This window comes from Streptomyces sp. NPDC001108, from assembly GCF_053598535.1.
In genome coordinates this window covers 202,164-218,155 of record NZ_JBSFKL010000011.1, presented here as the reverse complement: position 1 = coordinate 218,155, position 15,992 = coordinate 202,164, and the positions used below count along the sequence as shown (strand labels likewise).

Sequence of the window (15,992 nt, the reverse complement as noted above, 5' to 3'; positions counted from 1 at the left end):
CCTCGTCGCTTCCGCGACCGACCGGGGTCGCGGGCCTCGCCGGGTCGTCCCCCTCCGGCGCCGCACGGCGGCCCACCGTGACCCGGGCACCCTCGCGCCTCGAACGGCCGATTCCTTGCGGTCGTTGCGGAAATTAGCGAATGCTTACACGCGTTGCGACACCCTATCGCTCCCGGCGCCCCGCCGTACGCCGCGGACTCCTTCTCCGGACGGAGCCCTTCGCCGCGGGATCTCGACATGAACAGCTCTGTCCGGTCAGGGAATTGGTGGTCCGTGAGCCAGATCGTCGTCAAGCGCCCGCCCCGGGCGCTGCCCTCCAGGGTTCCGGACGGGCAGGTGCAGTTGCAATCACCTCCGGAGCTGCCGCGCGGGCAGCAGGAGGGGGTGATGATGCAGTTGCTGCCGATGCTCGGCATGGGCGGTTCCGTGGTCTTCTTCTTCATGACCCCGAACCCGATCATGCGGATCATGGGCGCGATCATGGTTGCCTCGACCGTCGCCATGGCGGTCGCGATGATGGTCCGCTTCCGGCGGGGGACCCAGGGGCACCTCGCCGACCTGCGGCGCGACTATCTGAAGTACCTGGCGCAGACCAGACGCACCGTGCTGAGCACGGCCCGGACCCAGCGCGACGCGCAGTTCTACCTCCACCCGTCGCCGGACCAGCTGTGGGCGCTCGTCGCCGAGGGCAGCCGGGTCTGGGAGCGGCGCCCGGGCGACCCCGACTTCGCCCAGGTACGGATCGGGCTGGGCAGTCAGGAGCTCGCCACCCCGCTCGTCGCGCCCGACACCGCGCCGGTCGACGAGCTGGAGCCGCTCACCGCGGGGGCGATGCGGCAGTTCCTGACGGTCCACAGCACCCTGGACGGACTGCCCATGGCGGTCTCGCTGCGCGCCTTCTACCACCTGACGATCAGCGGCGAGGCGGAGTCCGTCCGTTCGACCGCCCGCGCGATGGTCGGTTCGCTCGCCTCGCTGCACTCCCCCGAGGACCTGGTCGTCGCCGTCGCGGCGGGCCCGGACGCCGCCCCGCGCTGGGAGTGGGTGAAGTGGCTTCCGCACGCGCAGGCCCCGGGCCTCGTCGACGGTGCCGGCGTCCGCCGTCTGATCACCACGAGCGTCGGGGAGCTGGAGGAGATGCTCGCTCCCCGCCTCGACGGGCGGCCCCGCTTCCAGCCCGACGGCCGGCCGCTCATGGACCGGCCGCATGTCGTCGTCGTGCTCGACGGCCGGTCCGTGTCGCCGGTGTCCGCGCTGGCCGCGGCCGAGGGCCTCCAAGGCGTGACGGTCGTCGAGCTCGCGCCGGGCGAGCCCGACGGGGCGCGCGGGGGCCTGTCCGTCGTGGTCCGCCCCGATCTCCTCCGGCTGGAGTCCGGGCACGGGCTGGTCTACGACGGCGTCCCCGACCTGCTCGGCCAGGAGGCCGCCGAGGCGCTGGCCCGGCAGCTGGCACCGCTCCACATGGCCTCCGGCGGGGACGACGAACCACTTCTCGCCAATCTCGAGTTCACCGATCTGCTGAACCTCGGCGACGCGGCCTCGATCGACGTCGGCAGGACCTGGCGCGCCCGTTCCCAGGCGGAGCGGCTGCGTGTCCCGATCGGGGTCGGCGAGGACGGCGGCCCCGTGATGCTGGACCTGAAGGAGGCGGCGCAGGAGGGCATGGGGCCGCACGGCCTGTGCGTCGGCGCCACCGGCTCCGGCAAGTCCGAACTGCTGCGCACGCTCGTGCTCGGCCTCGCCGTCACCCACACCTCGGAGACGCTCAACTTCGTCCTCGCGGACTTCAAGGGCGGCGCGACCTTCGCCGGTATGGCCCGGATGCCCCACGTCGCGGCCGTGATCACCAACCTCGCGGACGATCTGACGCTGGTCGACCGCATGGGCGACTCCATCAGCGGTGAGCTCAACCGCCGGCAGGAGATGCTGCGCGACGCGGGCAACCACGCCAACATCCACGACTACGAGAAGGCGCGCGCTGCGGGCGCCCCGCTGGAACCCATCCCCTCCCTCGTCCTGGTCATCGACGAGTTCAGCGAACTGCTCACCGCCAAGCCCGACTTCATCGAGATGTTCGTGCAGATCGGCCGCATCGGCCGTTCGCTGGGCGTCCATCTGCTGCTGGCCTCGCAGCGCCTGGAGGAGGGGCGGCTGCGCGGTCTGGAGACCTGTCTGTCGTACCGGATCGGTCTGCGTACGTTCTCGGCGGGCGAGTCGCGGGCGGCGCTGGGGGTGCCGGACGCCTACCACCTGCCCAATGTGCCCGGGTCCGGGTACCTGAAGCACGGCACGGACGAGATGGTGCGCTTCAAGGCCGCGTACGTCTCCGAGGTGTACCGCTCGGGCGGGCGGCCCGCCGTGTCCTCCGGTCCGCTGCCGGTGGACCGCAGGCCGGTGGTGTTCACGGCGGCTCCGGTGCCGGTGCGGTACGTGCGGCCGGACCCGCTGCCGGGCGCCTCCGTGCCCGACCCGCGCACGTCGGAGGACGACGCCCTGGCGGACACGGTGCTCGATGTGATCGTGCGCAGGCTGGAGGGGCGCGGGGCCCCGGCCCACCAGGTGTGGCTGCCCCCGCTGGACAACCCGCCGTCGCTGGACGACCTGCTCCCGGGCCTCGCCCCGGTGGAGGGGCGCGGGCTGACCCGGCCCGGGTTCGAGGGTTCGGGGCGTCTCGTCGTACCGCTCGGCGTGGTCGACAAGCCGTACGAGCAGCGACGCGACACCCTCTACCGGGACTTCTCCGGTGCGGCGGGGCACATGCAGATCATCGGTGGCCCGCAGTCCGGGAAGTCCACGCTGCTGCGGACACTCGTCGCGGGCTTCGCGCTCACCCACACGCCCCAGGAGGTCCAGTTCTACGGGCTCGACTTCGGTGGCGGTTCCATGGCCTCGGTCTCCGGTCTGCCGCACGTCGGCGGAGTCGCCTCCCGGCTCGACCCCGAGCGGGTGCGGCGCACGGTCGCCGAGGTGTACGGGATCATGGCGCGGCGCGAGGAGTACTTCCGCAGCGCCGGGGTCGACTCGATCGCCACCTTCCGCAGGCTGCGGGCGCGCGGCGACATCTCGGCCGCGGACCAGCCGTGGGGCGACGTGTTCCTGCTCGTCGACGGCTGGGGAAGCTTCCGCACCGACTACGAGGGCCTGGAGCCGGCGGTGCTGGACATCGCGGCGCGCGGCCTCGGGTACGGCATCCACCTGGTCGTCACGGCGTCGCGGTCCATGGAGGTCCGGGCCGGCCTCAAGGACCATCTGATGAACCGGCTCGAACTGCGGCTCGGGGACGTCATGGACTCCGAACTGGACCGGAAGGCCGCGGTCAATGTGCCCGCCGGTGTGCCCGGCCGCGGCCTCACCCCGGAGAAGCTGCACTTCATGGCCGCCGTGCCGCGGATCGACTCCATCAACTCCGACAGCGAACTCGCCGAGGCGACGGCGGCCATGAACCGGGAGGTGGCCCGGCACTGGACCGCGGCGCCCGCCCCGGCGGTCCGGCTGCTGCCCCGCGAACTCCCGGCGGGCTCCCTGCCTGCGGGCCACGCCCGTCCGGAGCGGGGCGTCGCGTTCGGCATCGACGAGAACAGCCTGGAGCCGGTCTTCCTCGACTTCGACCGCGATCCGTTCTTCCTGGTGTTCGGCGAGAGCGAGTCCGGCAAGTCCAATCTGCTGCGGCTCCTCATCAAGCAGCTGTCCGAGAGGTACGACGGGAGCAGCTGCAAGTTCTTCGTCATCGACAACCGGCGAGCGCTCCTGGACGCCACCCCCGCGACGCATCTGGCGGAGTACGTGCCCATGTCCAACAACATGGAGCACCATGTGGACGCGCTGTACAACCTGATGCGGCGCCGTACGCCGTCGCCCGACGTCACGGCGGAGGAACTGCGCGCGCGCAGCTGGTGGAGCGGTCCGACGGTGTACGTGGTCGTCGACGACTACGACCTGGTCTCCACGTCCAGCGGCAACCCGCTGGCCAAGCTCACGGAGATGCTGCCGTTCGCGCGGGACGTCGGTGTCCGGTTCATCATCGCCCGCTCCACGGCGGGGGCGGGACGCGCCCTGTACGAGTCGTTCCTGCAGCGCGTCATGGAGCTGGGCACACAGGGTCTGATGCTCTCCGGCGACCCCGCCGAGGGCGATGTCCTCGGCAGCGTACGGCCGCGTCCGATGCCCCCGGGGCGCGGCGTCCTCGTCACCCGTCGACGCGGGAATCCGCTGGTGCAGACGGGGCTCGTGGACGGCGGGCAGCGGTAGGGACGCGAACCGGGGTGGGCACCTCCCGTGCGTGCCCACCCCGGTCCTGTGCTCTGCCGCGCCCTACTCGAAGTTGGCCCTCGCCCGCTTGTCGCCGGCGTGGTAGGAGGCGCCGGCTTCGCGCACCTTGCGCGAGATCTCGCTCAGGGCGTTGTGGATGGCCGTGGCGTCGTTGTCCCAGCCCCGCTGAGCGGCGTCGTAGGCGCTCTTGGCCTCGCCCACCCAGAGTTCGGACACATGGGCGATCATCCGCTTGATCGACGCGAGGTCCTCCTCCAGCTGCTTGCTCTGCCGGTCGATGGCGCCGGCGGCGAGGTCCAGGCTCGCGTAAGTCACAACCATCGTGCCGTCGTTGTTCGACATGCGGTCCTCCCGTTTCATCAAGGATCGGTGTGAAGACGCCCTTTTTTTCGGGCGCGGAGTGGGCCGGGTCAGAAGTTGTTGAGGTTCGAGGTCCTGGCCTCCGCTACCGCGTCGCCCGAGTAGCCGCCGACGACGTCGACGCCCTGCAATGCCTGCTTGACCTCTTCCTCGGTGCTGCCGGAGATGGTGCGCGCCGCCTCGATGGCTTCCTGGAAGTTCAGGAGGCGACGGGCGATGCTGGCCATGCGCCGGTTGATCTCCTCCTGCTTCGCGTTGAAGGCACCGGCCCCGATGCCCTTCCAGTGGCCTTCCAGTCCGTCGATCGTTCCTTGCAACGTCTTCAACTGGCCCTTCACCGACTCGAATCGCGTGGTGAGCTCGCCCTCCAGCTTGCGGAGTGCGGCATCCGAGAGTTTCTGGTCGGCCATGGTTCGGCTTCCTTCCTGGTGCTCTGTTTCGGCCCGCCGGCTCTGCTCGCCGGTGGGTACGGATGGAGACGTACGGCCGGTCAGGAGGTGCGGCGCCTACGGCCTTCTCCCCGGGCTGCGCCGAAGCCGGCGCGGAGGCGGCCGGGGAGGCGGGGGGGGAACCGGACGTCTTGATCAGGTCGATCAGCGTGTTGAGCTCGTGGTCCTCGAACGACGTCCGGCCCGAGGTCCCGGAACGGCCGGAACCGAACGCGTCCAGGACGCCCCGGACCTGGCGGTTGACGTCTGCGGCGATCAACTCGCCCTGCACACGCTGCTCGTCCTGCGCGCGCTGTTCCCCGGGGGTCGGCTCCGGCGGCTCGCCATCGCCCATCAGCCGTCTCCCAAGTCGTCGTAGGCGGAACCGGACCTGCTGTCGGAGCGTGGCTGCCCGGGCTTCCCGGACCTCTCCCCGCCAGCCTTCTCCCGCACCTCGTCCAGGCGTGCCTGGATCTCGTGGAAACGGCGCCTGACCTCACGTCCACATGGTCGAAGCCGACCGACGCCGCGTGCACGCCCAGGCTCAGGTACTCGTTGCTTTCGCACTCGAGTGAACCGTGACCGGCCCCGTTTCCGTGCACCTTAGCCACTGGCTACGGCAGGGCTGCCCTTCTTGGTCGTCACGTGTCGTCCATGGAACTGTTTCCAGCCGAAAATCGAGCGGCCCGTCGACGGGCGTCGCGCTCGGCCACGGCGACGCCCGCTGCCGCGGCGACCAGAACGGCGGCGCCCACCACCACGTAGGTCGCCAGGCGGGCATTGCGCTCGTCCGCCGTTTCACCCAGTGGGAGTGCGGCCGGTGCCGGCGCTTCGCCCCTGCTCACTCCCTCGTGCGCCACCGGACGCTCGATGGGCTTCTCGTCCTCCGTCAGGGCGCGCACCGGGTCGACGACGCCCCAGCCCACCAAATGGTCGTGGCCCGCCACCGAGCGTTCCGCCGTCTGCTGGATCTGGGCGACGATCTGTCTCCGCGTCCAGTCCCGGTGCTTGGCCCTGATGAGGGCGGCGACCCCGGCGACGTACGGGGCCGAGAAGCTGGTGCCGTTGTCGGCGCAGTGTCCGCCGCCGGGGACCGTCGAGACGATGTCCACACCGGGGGCGGCCACACCCACGAAGTCGCCGGACTGGGAGAAGGGCGCCCGCTCGTTGTTGCGGTCCGACGCGGCCACGGCCAGGACGCCCTCGTACGAGGCCGGGTACGTCTCCTTGACGTTGCCGCCGAGCCCGTCGTTGCCCGCCGAGGCGACGACCACGACCTCCTTGGCCAGGGCGGCTTCCACCGCCTGTTCCAGTACGCTCGCGGGCTCCACGGCGTTGGCCGTGTCCTGGGAGATGTTGATGACGTCCGCGTGGGCGACGTCGGTGGCGTAGCGGATGGCGTCGGCCAGTGTCTCGGCCGTTCCGTCGCCCTCGGCGTCGTTCTGCTGGATCGGGATGATCGTCGCGTCCGGGGCCAGGCCGGTGAAGCCGGTGCCCTTCGCCGCGCGAGCCGCGATGATCCCGGCGACCTTGGTGCCGTGCCCGACCCGGTCGGTGGTGCCGTCCTCCCTGCCCCGCTCGGCCTTGCCGCCGTTCTCGTCCTTGAGGTTCCGCGGCAGGAAGTTGTGGCCGCTCCGTGCGTCCACCGCCCCCATGAGTTGTGGGTTTCTGATGTCCACGCCGGTGTCGATGACGGCCACCCGGACCCCCTTGCCGGTGGACTGCTTCCACAACTCGTCCAGCAGGACGCGTTGCAGCGCCCAGGGGCGGCCCGCGTACTTCTTCGCGGGGAAGGTGCACCGGGAGGAGTCCTCCGCCGCCGCGGTCGACGCCGGCAGTACGAGGAGGAGGGCGGCGGTGGCGGCCGCCGCCGTCAGGGGGCGCCGGTACGCCAAGGGGCGCTTCGTCATGGGTGCCCGCCCCTCAGGAACCCTGCGGCTGGCGGGCCGCGCCGGTCGACAGCCGCGGTCCGGTGGGCAGGAACGAGGACCAGGCCGCCGGGACGGGTGCGGGCACGACGTCCTTGTATCCGAGCCGGTTCTGCGCCTGCTGCGCCTCCTGCCGCCGCTGCGCCCGCTCCTCCTTCGTGCCCGATTCACCGATGCCGGAGTCGTCCTCCACCCCGTCCCCGTTGGACTGCATGGCGTACCGCAGGCCGGTGTCGGTGACCAGGAAGAGGGGCCCGGAGCCGGCACCGGAGCCCTTGAACTGCCGGAAGAGCTGGCCGGATCCGGGGGTCACGTAGGCGCTGCTGGAACCGGTGGGGAGTGTCGCGGGAAAGCGCGGGCCCGCCCAGGTGCCGAGGGTGGTGGCGCCGTTCTTCCGGTCGACCCCGCGCAGCACGTTGCACACGGTGTTGCGGCTGCCGGCCGCGGCACTTGCGGAGTTCACCGGCTTCGGCTTCCTCGTGGGCCAGTCCAGGTTCCGGGCGAACGGCTCGCCCGGTTCGAACGCTCCCGCGCTGACCGGCCGCTCCCTGCCGTTCTGGCCGAGGTCGACCAGAGGCCGGCTGCTGAGCAGGAGCTTCGCGACGAAGTCCGAGACGGGGGCGACCCGGCCGGGCAGGACCACGTACTGCTGGGTCCTCGTGCCGGACGTCGCCGCGAGGACCACGCCCACCTTGTTCGCCCCGGAGGGCAGCTCCCCCCGCACTCCCGCGTCGGATCCGGGGTTCCCGGGGAGGACCGGGAAGTCGATCGCGTCCCCGGTGTGCAGAGTGGCCAGCCAGGCGGCGGAGACACGTTGGGGGGTGCGGCGGTCGCCCACCAGGGTGCGCAGCAGCAGTTCGTCCTTCCTCACCTCGTAGGCCCTGCCGGTGGCGTCCACGAGGTAGCGGGTCCGGTCCGGCCCCTCGACGTACATCAGCTCGCCGCCGCGGAGCCGGCCCTTGCCCTCGACCCTGCCCCGGTCGCGCTCGGCGAGGACGAACGCCGCCTTCTGGATGGCCCGGCCGCCCCCGCCGGGCCGCTCGCAGACGGCCCACCGCTTCTTCGCGCCGGCTTCGTCCCCGTCCGGCAGCCGGTCGGGGGCGTACGGGATGCCGAGCGTGGCGCCGTGCGGGATCCTCCCGCTGTCGAGAACCGACTCGTCGACCTTGATGACGTCGCCCTTGCCCGGTTCGAGCAGCAGTCTGGCGGAGGACATGTTCAGCACCGGGTGGAGCTGCGCCCTTCCGTCGGTCCTGAGTACCACGTAGCGGGTGGTGGACCTGCTGGCGATGATGACGTTCTCGTAGGGGGTGTCCCAGTTCTGGGGCGCCACCGGTCTGAACATGCCCCAGGCCCCGAACGCCGCGATGACGACCACGCCGACGACCGCACCGGGCAGCACCGCGCGCAGCGGGCGCGGGGCGCCCTCCTCCGAGCCGCTCGGTCCGGGCTGCAGGAACTGCGCGATCAGCCGCCGCTTCGCGAATGTGTAGGCGTTGAGTTCGTCCCGCCGCGATGCCATCTGCCTGCCGCCCCCTCTTCCCCGGTGAACGACAAGGTTCCCACACCCGCCATGGCCCAAGAGCGCCGACTATGGCCCGGATCAGGCCAGTTGACACTCTGCCACCGCAGCGCCGGGTAGGGTGATCGCCCGATCAGGGCCTGTGAGAAAACTGCGCATTTGAACACAAGGGGGCAACGCGGCGATGGGTGCGGCGACGCGTGGAAGCACGGGGCGGGAGGCCCGCCGGGCGCCCGATTGTTCCCGACAGCAACGGGGCAACGCTTCGGCCGGCCCGCCGTCCGGCCGGTCGGCGAGCACGCCCGCGACGACGGCCCTGCGGTCGGTCGCGCGGACCGGTCTCCCCGCCGTCGTACTGCGACGGATGGTGCTCGTCGAGGCCGCCGCGGCCCTCGTCGTGGCGGGTCTCGCGCTCGGTGGCCCCTGGCTGGCGGCCACGGTCCCGGCCGCCTGTCTGCTGGTGGTGGTCGCGGTGGTACGCCGCCGGGGCCGGGCCGTCCGGGACTGGCTGTCCACGGCGCTCGCCCTTCGCGGGCGCAGGCGGACGGCGGCGCCGGCCCCGGGCACGGAGCCGCAGCTGGCCCCGGTGGCGGAGAGCGTTCCGGGCCTCGCCCCGTACGCCTACGTCGACCGGAACCGGCGCACGGTGGGCATGGTCGGGGACGGCACGTTCCTGACGGCCGTCGTACGGGTCGAGGCCGACGGCGAGTCGCTGCACCGGGCGCGCGGGGCGCGGGCGCTCCCGCTCTCTCTCCTGGGGGACGCCCTGACGGTGGACGACATCGTGCTGGAGTCCGCGCAGCTCGTGCAGCAGGTGCGCCCCGCTCCGGCACGGCATCTGCCGCAGCGGTCGGCGGCGCGGCTCTCGTACGCCCCGCTCCAGGAACGGATCGGGGCGCCCGCGCTGCGGATGACCTGGGTGGCCGTGAAGCTGGATCCGGAACTGTGCCGGGAGGCGGTCGAGGCGCGCGGGGGCGGTGTAGGTGGGGCCCAGCGCTGCCTGGTGCGGGTCGCCGACCATGTGGCGAGCCGGATCACCGGCGCCGGGTTCCGGGCCGTGGTGCTGGACCAGGAGGAGCTGCACTCCGCCGTGGCCACGTCCGCGTGCGCCAGCCCGATGCTGTCGGCCCGCGCCGGGCTGCCGGACGCCGCCCCGCAACGGCGGACGTCGGAAACGGCGAGGGTCTGGCGGTGCGACGACCGCCGGCACACCGCCTACGTGGTGGGCCGCTGGCCCGGGTTGGGCCGGGGGGCGACCCCGCTCCCCCTCCTCGTCTCGCTGCTGACCTCGGTCCCGGCGTACGCGACGGCCTTCGGTCTGACGGTGCGGCGCGGTGCGCACCGGGGCGAGGTGTCGGTCGTCGGCCATGTGCGGGTCACGGGCGGATCGGACACCGAACTGGTGCAGGTGCGCAGGACGTTGGAGCAGGCCGCGCGGCACGCCGAGGTCGGCCTGGTGCGCCTGGACCGGGAACAACTGCCGGGTGTGCTGGCGACGCTTCCGCTGGGAGGTGCGCGATGACGGTCCGGATCCCCTCGGGACGGGGGCTGCGCGGTCCGCGCCACGCGGGGCACACCCTGGCGGCGGAGCACCTGGGCGCCCTGTCGCTGCCGGTCGGGGACGACGGCGTGATCATCGGCACCGATACCGAGGGGCACGCGCGGATGATCGGGTTCCACCGGCCGGCGCCGTACGACGTCCTGCTGGTCGGCGGGTTGTGGACGGCCCAGGTCCTGGCGCTGCGCGCCGCGGCGACCGGGGCGCGGGTGGCGGTCGAGACCGGGCGCTCCCGGGCGTGGACGGGCCTGGCGCAGGCCGCGGGCGCCGGCCTCGCATGCGTCTCCCTCCACGAGGTGGGCCGGGTTCCACCGACCGGGGCGACCGTGAGCAGCCCGGTGGTGGTGGTGCGGGACTGCGGGATGCGGCCGCCCCGCGGCCGGGTGGTGTCCTCGCCCTGGCAGTCGGTGCTGACACTGCTGCCCTATCCGAGTCCGGTGGCGCCGCGCCTGATGCGGGCCTCGGCGCTCGTGGGCGTCCAGCGGGTCTCGCCGGAGGAGGCCGGCCGGATCGGCGGGATCCTGGGGCTCTCCCGTATCGAGAGCGAGGCACTGCCGACCCTGTCGGACGGCGTCACGCTCTGGGTGGCGGGCGGTGAACGGCACTGGGTGCGGACGGACGCGACGGAGGTCGAGACGCAACTGCTGGGCGATGCTCGCCGGATGGACTGAATACTGTCCATTCACCGCCCCGGAACCACGGGCTCCGGGGAAGATGGCCAGAGAACGACACGGTTCGATCGAAAGGGACGCCGACATGGGCACCCAGCAGGAGAAGGACGAGCTCTACGCCCTCGACATCTCGGATGTGGAGTGGCTGTGCGCACCGGGGACCGAGGAGGTCGAGGAGCGGGTCGAGATCGCCCATCTCCCCGGCGGTGCGGTCGCCATGCGCTCCTCGCTGGATCCGGACACCGTGCTGCGGTACACGGAGGCCGAGTGGCGTGCCTTCGTGCTTGGTGCGCGGGACGGCGAGTTCGACCTCACGTAGGTGGCGGCCGGTTCGAGAGGGGGCATCCGTCCGGCAGGGCGAATGCCCCTTTTCCTGTGCCCAGTGACGAGTTGACGGGTAGATCCGCTCTCGCCATGCAATCGCACGCTTCGTTCCGAAGGCTCCGTCGCGCCCCGGAGAGTTGTGGCCATGACGTGACCTACTGGACGGTTCCTGTCCTGTGGAACGGCCTGCCGGAGCGAGCCCCCTGGCGATTAGGCTGGGGCAGGGCGCGGCACGAACCTGCGGGCAGGCAATGCGGGCCCGGGGGGAGAGCCGGGCGGTCAGGCAGACGGAAGCAGACGGAAACGGTCGCCCCCACCCACCACGGCACAAGGGTGCTCGACCACACCAGGAGGCAAAGTGAGCGGCGATCGGGACGAGATCCGCGGGGGCTGGAACAAGCCCGTCGACGAGTCGTCCGACGCGGAGCCCGTCGAGGTGACGGGTGAGTTCACCATCGACTACACCCCGCCCGCCTGGTACACGCAGAACGCGCCGGGGGACTCGTCGGGGGGCGTCGGGACGCACCTCGCGCCGCCCACCCCGCCGGGCGGTTCGCCGGTCCCGCCGCCCGCGCGGGTGCCCGCTCCGCCGGTCCCGGCGGCCCCGGCCCCGGCGGGCGGCGACGCCACGCCTCCGCCGCCCGCGCCCGCCGTGCCCGCGCCCGCCGTTCCGGCGGACTCCGGCAGGGCGGATTCCGGTGCGGTGTCGGACCCGTTCGGGAGCGGTGACGTCGAGAGCGGTTCGACGATGCGCTTCTCGCCCGCCGCGCTGAAGCGCCAGATCGCCCAGATCGGCGGTGGTGCCGAGGACGGCGCCGGAAGCGGTCCGGGCTCCGCGGGCGACGACGGGAACGGCCCCGGGACGGGGTCGGCCCCGGCGGGCGACGTCGAGGAGGCCCCCGGCGGGTCCGCCGGTGGCGCCGAGGAGCCTTCCTCGCCCGAGGACCGTACGGACCCGGCGGGCGGTCCGGCCGAGGAGCCGCGGGACGCCGTCCCCACCGACGCCGCCCCGGGTGCGGCGCCCCAGGACACTCCGCCCTCGGGCGCGCTGCCGGGCGCCCCGGCGCCCGCCGCGCCCAGCCCCTGGGCGCCGCCTCCGCCGCAGGGCGGGGCGCTGCCGCCGTTGCCGCCGGCCTTCCAGCCGGCCGCGCCGCACCCCGCCGCGCCCCCGTCCGCCCCGCAGTGGCCCGCTTCGGCCCCGGCCGGGCAGGTGCCCGGCGGCTACGGCTTCCCCCAGCAGCAGCCCCAGCAGCCCGCTCCCCCGGCGGCGCCGCAGGCACCGGCCCCGCAGGCACCGGCGCAGCAGCACCCCGCTCAGGGCGGTTACGGCTTCCCCCAGCAGCAGCCTCTCCAGCCGCAGGCGCAGGCCCAGCCCCAGTGGCCCGCCCAGCCCGGCGCGCCACTGCCGCCCCAGGTGCCCCACACCCCGCAGCCCGCCCAGGCCGCCCAACAGCCCCAGCCCCAGCCCCAGTCGGCTCAGCCGACCCCCCAGCCCCAGCCGGCCCAGCCGCCGCACCAGCAGCAGCCGGCTCAGCAGCAGCCGGGCGCCCCCGTCGACCCGCGCACCGGCGCCGCCTGGCCCAGCCCGGTCACCCACGACCAGCGCGAGCGCTCCGTCCCCGGCGCCCCGCTCGGGTACACGGCGGCCGTGGAGCTCTCCTCCGACCGGCTGGTACGCGGCAAACAGAAGGCGAAGAGCAGCCGCAACCCCTCCGCCGCGTCCCGCTTCAAGCTGGGTGGCAAGAAGGAGGAGGCCGAGCGCCTGCGCAAGCTCGAACTGATCCGTACGCCGGTGCTGTCCTGCTACCGGATCGCGGTGATCAGCCTCAAGGGCGGCGTCGGCAAGACGACGACCACCACCGCCCTCGGCGCGACGCTGGCCACCGAGCGTCAGGACAAGATCCTCGCCATCGACGCCAACCCGGACGCGGGCACGCTCGGCCGCCGGGTGCGCCGCGAGACCGGGGCGACCATCCGCGACCTGGTCCAGGCGATCCCGTACCTCAACTCGTACATGGACATCCGCAGGTTCACCTCGCAGGCGCCCTCCGGTCTGGAGATCATCGCCAACGACGTGGACCCGGCGGTCTCCACGACCTTCAACGACGAGGACTACCGGCGCGCGATCGACGTGCTGGGCAAGCAGTACCCGATCATCCTCACCGACTCGGGCACCGGCCTGCTCTACAGCGCGATGCGCGGAGTGCTGGACCTCGCCGACCAGTTGATCATCATCTCGACCCCCTCGGTCGACGGCGCGTCCAGCGCCTCCACCACGCTGGACTGGCTCTCCGCGCACGGATACGCGGAGCTGGTGCAGCGTTCCCTCACCGTCATCTCGGGGGTCCGCGAGACCGGCAAGATGATCAAGGTCGACGACATCGTGCAGCACTTCGAGACCCGCTGCCGCGGCGTGGTCGTCGTCCCGTTCGACGAGCACCTGGCGGCGGGCGCCGAGGTCGACCTCGACATGATGCGCCCCAAGACCCGCGAGGCGTACTTCCACCTCTCCGCCCTGGTCGCCGAGGACTTCGCGCGGGCCCAGCAGCAGCAGGGGCTGTGGACGGCCAACGGCTCCACCCCGCCGCCGCAGTTCGCCCCGCCGATGCCCGGTCAGCAGCAGTACCCCCCGCAGCAGGGGCAGCAGCTCCAGCCGTACCCGCAGCAGCAGCCGTACGGCGGTCAGCCGCCCGCGCAGCCGTACCCGCCGCAGCCCGCCCCCGGAGCGGGACAGAACGGCTGGCAGCACCAGCCGCCGCAGGCCCCGGGCGCCCCGCAGTCGCCCGCGGGATGGCAGCAGCAGCCGCCGTCAGCGCCTCAGCAGTAAGGCAGCAGAGGTCTCAACCAATGAGGGCCCGCACCGTCCGGACGGTGCGGGCCCTTTGGGGTATTCCCGCAGACCACACGCGGTTTGGACGACCGTTGACGTGGCTCGACCACCGCTGATAAACCTTCGCTTCACCAGCTGGCGAACCACAGATCAACCCGCCTTCTCCGTGCGAGTCATGACGCGAGGTCCCTGACCATGGTCGTAAGAGTTCCACCACGCTCCATCCAGCCACGTTCCCGCCTGCGTGTTCTCCTGGCCTCCGGCGCCGCCGCTCTGGCGCTGGCCGCCGGCTCCGTCGTCCCGGGTGTGCCGTTCGGTGGCGAGCCGCAGCAGGCGCAGGCCGCCGACAGCGGGAAGTCGACCCTGACCGTCGCCGTCGCGCAGAGCGTCGACTCGATGAGCCCGTTCCTGGCGCAGAAGCTGCTCAGCACCAGCATCAGCCGGCTCATGTACGACTTCCTCACCAACTACGACGCCAAGGACAACCACGCGATCCCCGGCCTCGCCACCAAGTGGGAGCCGTCCGCGGACAAGTTGACCTGGACGTACACCATCCGCTCCGACTCCAAGTGGTCGGACGGGCAGCAGGCCACCGCCGAGGACGCGGCCTGGACCTTCAACAAGATGATGACCGACCCTGCCGCCGCCCAGGCCAACGGCAACTTCGTCGCCAACTTCAAGAAGGTCACCGCCCCGAGCCCCACGCAGCTCGTCGTCGAGCTCAAGGAGCCGCAGGCCACGATGGCCGCGCTCGACGTGCCGATCGTGCCGAAGCACGTCTGGGAGAAGGTCGGCGACTTCTCCAAGTTCAACAACGACACGTCGTTCCCGGTGGTCGGCAACGGGCCCTTCATCCTGACCGACTTCAAGGTCGACCAGTACGTGAAGCTCAAGGCCAACAAGGACTTCTGGCGCGGCAAGCCGAAGTTCGACGAGCTGGTCTTCAAGACGTACAAGGACCAGGACGCCGCCGTCGCCGCGCTCCGCAAGGGCGAGGTCTCCTTCGTCGCCGGGTCTCCCGCGCTGACGCCCGCCCAGGCCGCCTCGCTCAAGGGCGAGAAGAACATCAAGGTCAACGAGGGCCCGGGCCGCCGCTTCTACTCGCTGGCCGTCAACCCGGGCGCGCAGACCAAGGACGGCAAGAAGTTCGGCGACGGCAACCCGGCGCTGCACGACCAGAAGGTGCGCCAGGCGCTCTTCCTCGCCGTCGACCGCCAGACCATCATCGACAAGGTCTTCCAGGGCCACGCCGTCGAGGGCCAGGGCTACATCCCGCCGCGCTTCACCGCGTACGCGTGGAAGCCGACCGCCGAGCAGAGCCTCGCCTACGACCCGGCGAAGGCGGCCAAGCTGCTCGACGAGGCCGGCTACGAGCTCAAGGGCGGCAAGCGGGTCGGCAAGGACGGCAAGCCGCTCGACCTGCGCATCCTCTGCCACGCCACGGACCCGAACGACGGTGCGGTCAGCAAGTACCTCAAGGAGTGGTGGGGCAAGCTCGGCATCGGCCTGAAGGTCGACTGCCTGGACGACGTCTCCGTTCCCTGGTACGCCGGTGAGTACGACCTCGCCTTCGACGGCTGGTCGGTCAATCCCGACCCCGACTTCGTCCTCGGCATCCACACCTGCGCCGCCCTGCCCGTCAAGGCGAAGGACAGCGCCACCACCGACAACTTCATCTGCGACAAGACCTACGACGATCTCTACAGGAAGCAGCTCGCCGAGTACGACCCGGCGAAGCGCGCCGACCTCGTCAACCAGATGCAGTCGTGGCTGTACGACTCCGGGTACATGAGCGTCATGGCGTACCCGAACGCGGTCGAGGCGTACCGCACCGACCAGATCAAGTCGATCACGACCATGCCCGAGGCGGCCGGGAACATCTACGGCCAGGACGGCTACTGGAGCTGGTGGTCCGCGGTTCCCGCGTCCGGCGACAGTTCGGACGGCTCCGGCGGGTCGGGCTCGACCGGTGTCGTCATCGGCATCATCGTGGTGGTCGTGGTGCTCGCCGGTGGCGGGCTGTTCCTCGCCCGGCGCCGCAGCACCACCGCGGACGATCGCGAGTAATCACCTGATCGGGTGAAGAGGGGCCGGCCGGGGAA

Annotated in this window: 11 protein-coding genes; 7 read left to right on the top strand and 4 right to left on the bottom strand. The window is 72.0% G+C overall.

What is annotated here, in order from left to right; translation table 11 throughout:
* The first annotated feature begins 273 nt into the window (after positions 1-273).
* Positions 274-4,248, top strand: coding sequence for a type VII secretion protein EccCa (gene eccCa / locus ACWC97_RS24400; RefSeq protein ID WP_450651532.1), 3,975 nt, complete (start codon positions 274-276; stop codon positions 4,246-4,248).
* 63 nt (positions 4,249-4,311) lie between these two features.
* Here eccCa and ACWC97_RS24395 read toward each other — a convergent pair whose 3' ends face one another.
* Both ACWC97_RS24395 and ACWC97_RS24390 read right to left on the bottom strand, forming a co-directional pair.
* Positions 4,312-4,611, bottom strand: coding sequence for a WXG100 family type VII secretion target (locus ACWC97_RS24395; protein ID WP_352276445.1), 300 nt, complete (start codon positions 4,609-4,611; stop codon positions 4,312-4,314).
* Positions 4,612-4,679: 68 nt separating this feature from the next.
* On the bottom strand, positions 4,680-5,039 hold the full coding sequence (locus ACWC97_RS24390; protein WP_352276443.1) for a WXG100 family type VII secretion target: 360 nt from the start codon (positions 5,037-5,039) through the stop codon (positions 4,680-4,682).
* Positions 5,040-5,238: 199 nt separating this feature from the next.
* On the opposite strand from ACWC97_RS24390, the gene ACWC97_RS24385 reads away from it, so the two are divergent.
* Positions 5,239-5,436, top strand: a complete 198-nt coding sequence (locus ACWC97_RS24385; protein ID WP_450651530.1) for a hypothetical protein — start codon at positions 5,239-5,241, stop codon at positions 5,434-5,436.
* Between the two features lie 262 nt (positions 5,437-5,698).
* Here ACWC97_RS24385 and mycP read toward each other — a convergent pair whose 3' ends face one another.
* Both mycP and eccB read right to left on the bottom strand, forming a co-directional pair.
* Positions 5,699-6,967, bottom strand: coding sequence for a type VII secretion-associated serine protease mycosin (gene mycP / locus ACWC97_RS24380; RefSeq protein WP_450651528.1), 1,269 nt, complete (start codon positions 6,965-6,967; stop codon positions 5,699-5,701).
* Positions 6,968-6,980: 13 nt separating this feature from the next.
* A complete protein-coding gene (gene eccB, locus ACWC97_RS24375) occupies positions 6,981-8,507 on the bottom strand; it encodes a type VII secretion protein EccB (protein WP_450651526.1) in 1,527 nt (508 codons plus the stop codon).
* A 184-nt stretch (positions 8,508-8,691) separates the two neighbouring features.
* Between eccB and eccE the strand changes: the two genes are divergently transcribed.
* From eccE to ACWC97_RS24350, 5 genes are all read left to right on the top strand, one after another.
* Complete coding sequence (gene eccE / locus ACWC97_RS24370) at positions 8,692-10,029, top strand: type VII secretion protein EccE (RefSeq protein WP_450651524.1); 1,338 nt, start codon at positions 8,692-8,694, stop codon at positions 10,027-10,029.
* Positions 10,026-10,736 (top strand): hypothetical protein, encoded by a 711-nt coding sequence (locus tag ACWC97_RS24365; RefSeq protein WP_352276433.1) that lies wholly within the window; start codon positions 10,026-10,028, stop codon positions 10,734-10,736. Before eccE ends, ACWC97_RS24365 begins: the two co-directional genes overlap by 4 nt.
* 85 nt (positions 10,737-10,821) lie before the next feature.
* A complete protein-coding gene (locus ACWC97_RS24360) occupies positions 10,822-11,055 on the top strand; it encodes a DUF397 domain-containing protein (protein ID WP_352276432.1) in 234 nt (77 codons plus the stop codon).
* Positions 11,056-11,418: 363 nt separating this feature from the next.
* On the top strand, positions 11,419-13,887 hold the full coding sequence (locus ACWC97_RS24355) for an SCO5717 family growth-regulating ATPase (RefSeq protein ID WP_450651522.1): 2,469 nt from the start codon (positions 11,419-11,421) through the stop codon (positions 13,885-13,887).
* Between the two features lie 198 nt (positions 13,888-14,085).
* The gene (locus ACWC97_RS24350) at positions 14,086-15,957 is read left to right on the top strand and encodes an ABC transporter substrate-binding protein (protein ID WP_450651520.1); all 1,872 of its coding nucleotides are present in this window, start codon (positions 14,086-14,088) and stop codon (positions 15,955-15,957) included.
* The last annotated feature ends 35 nt before the right edge of the window (positions 15,958-15,992 follow it).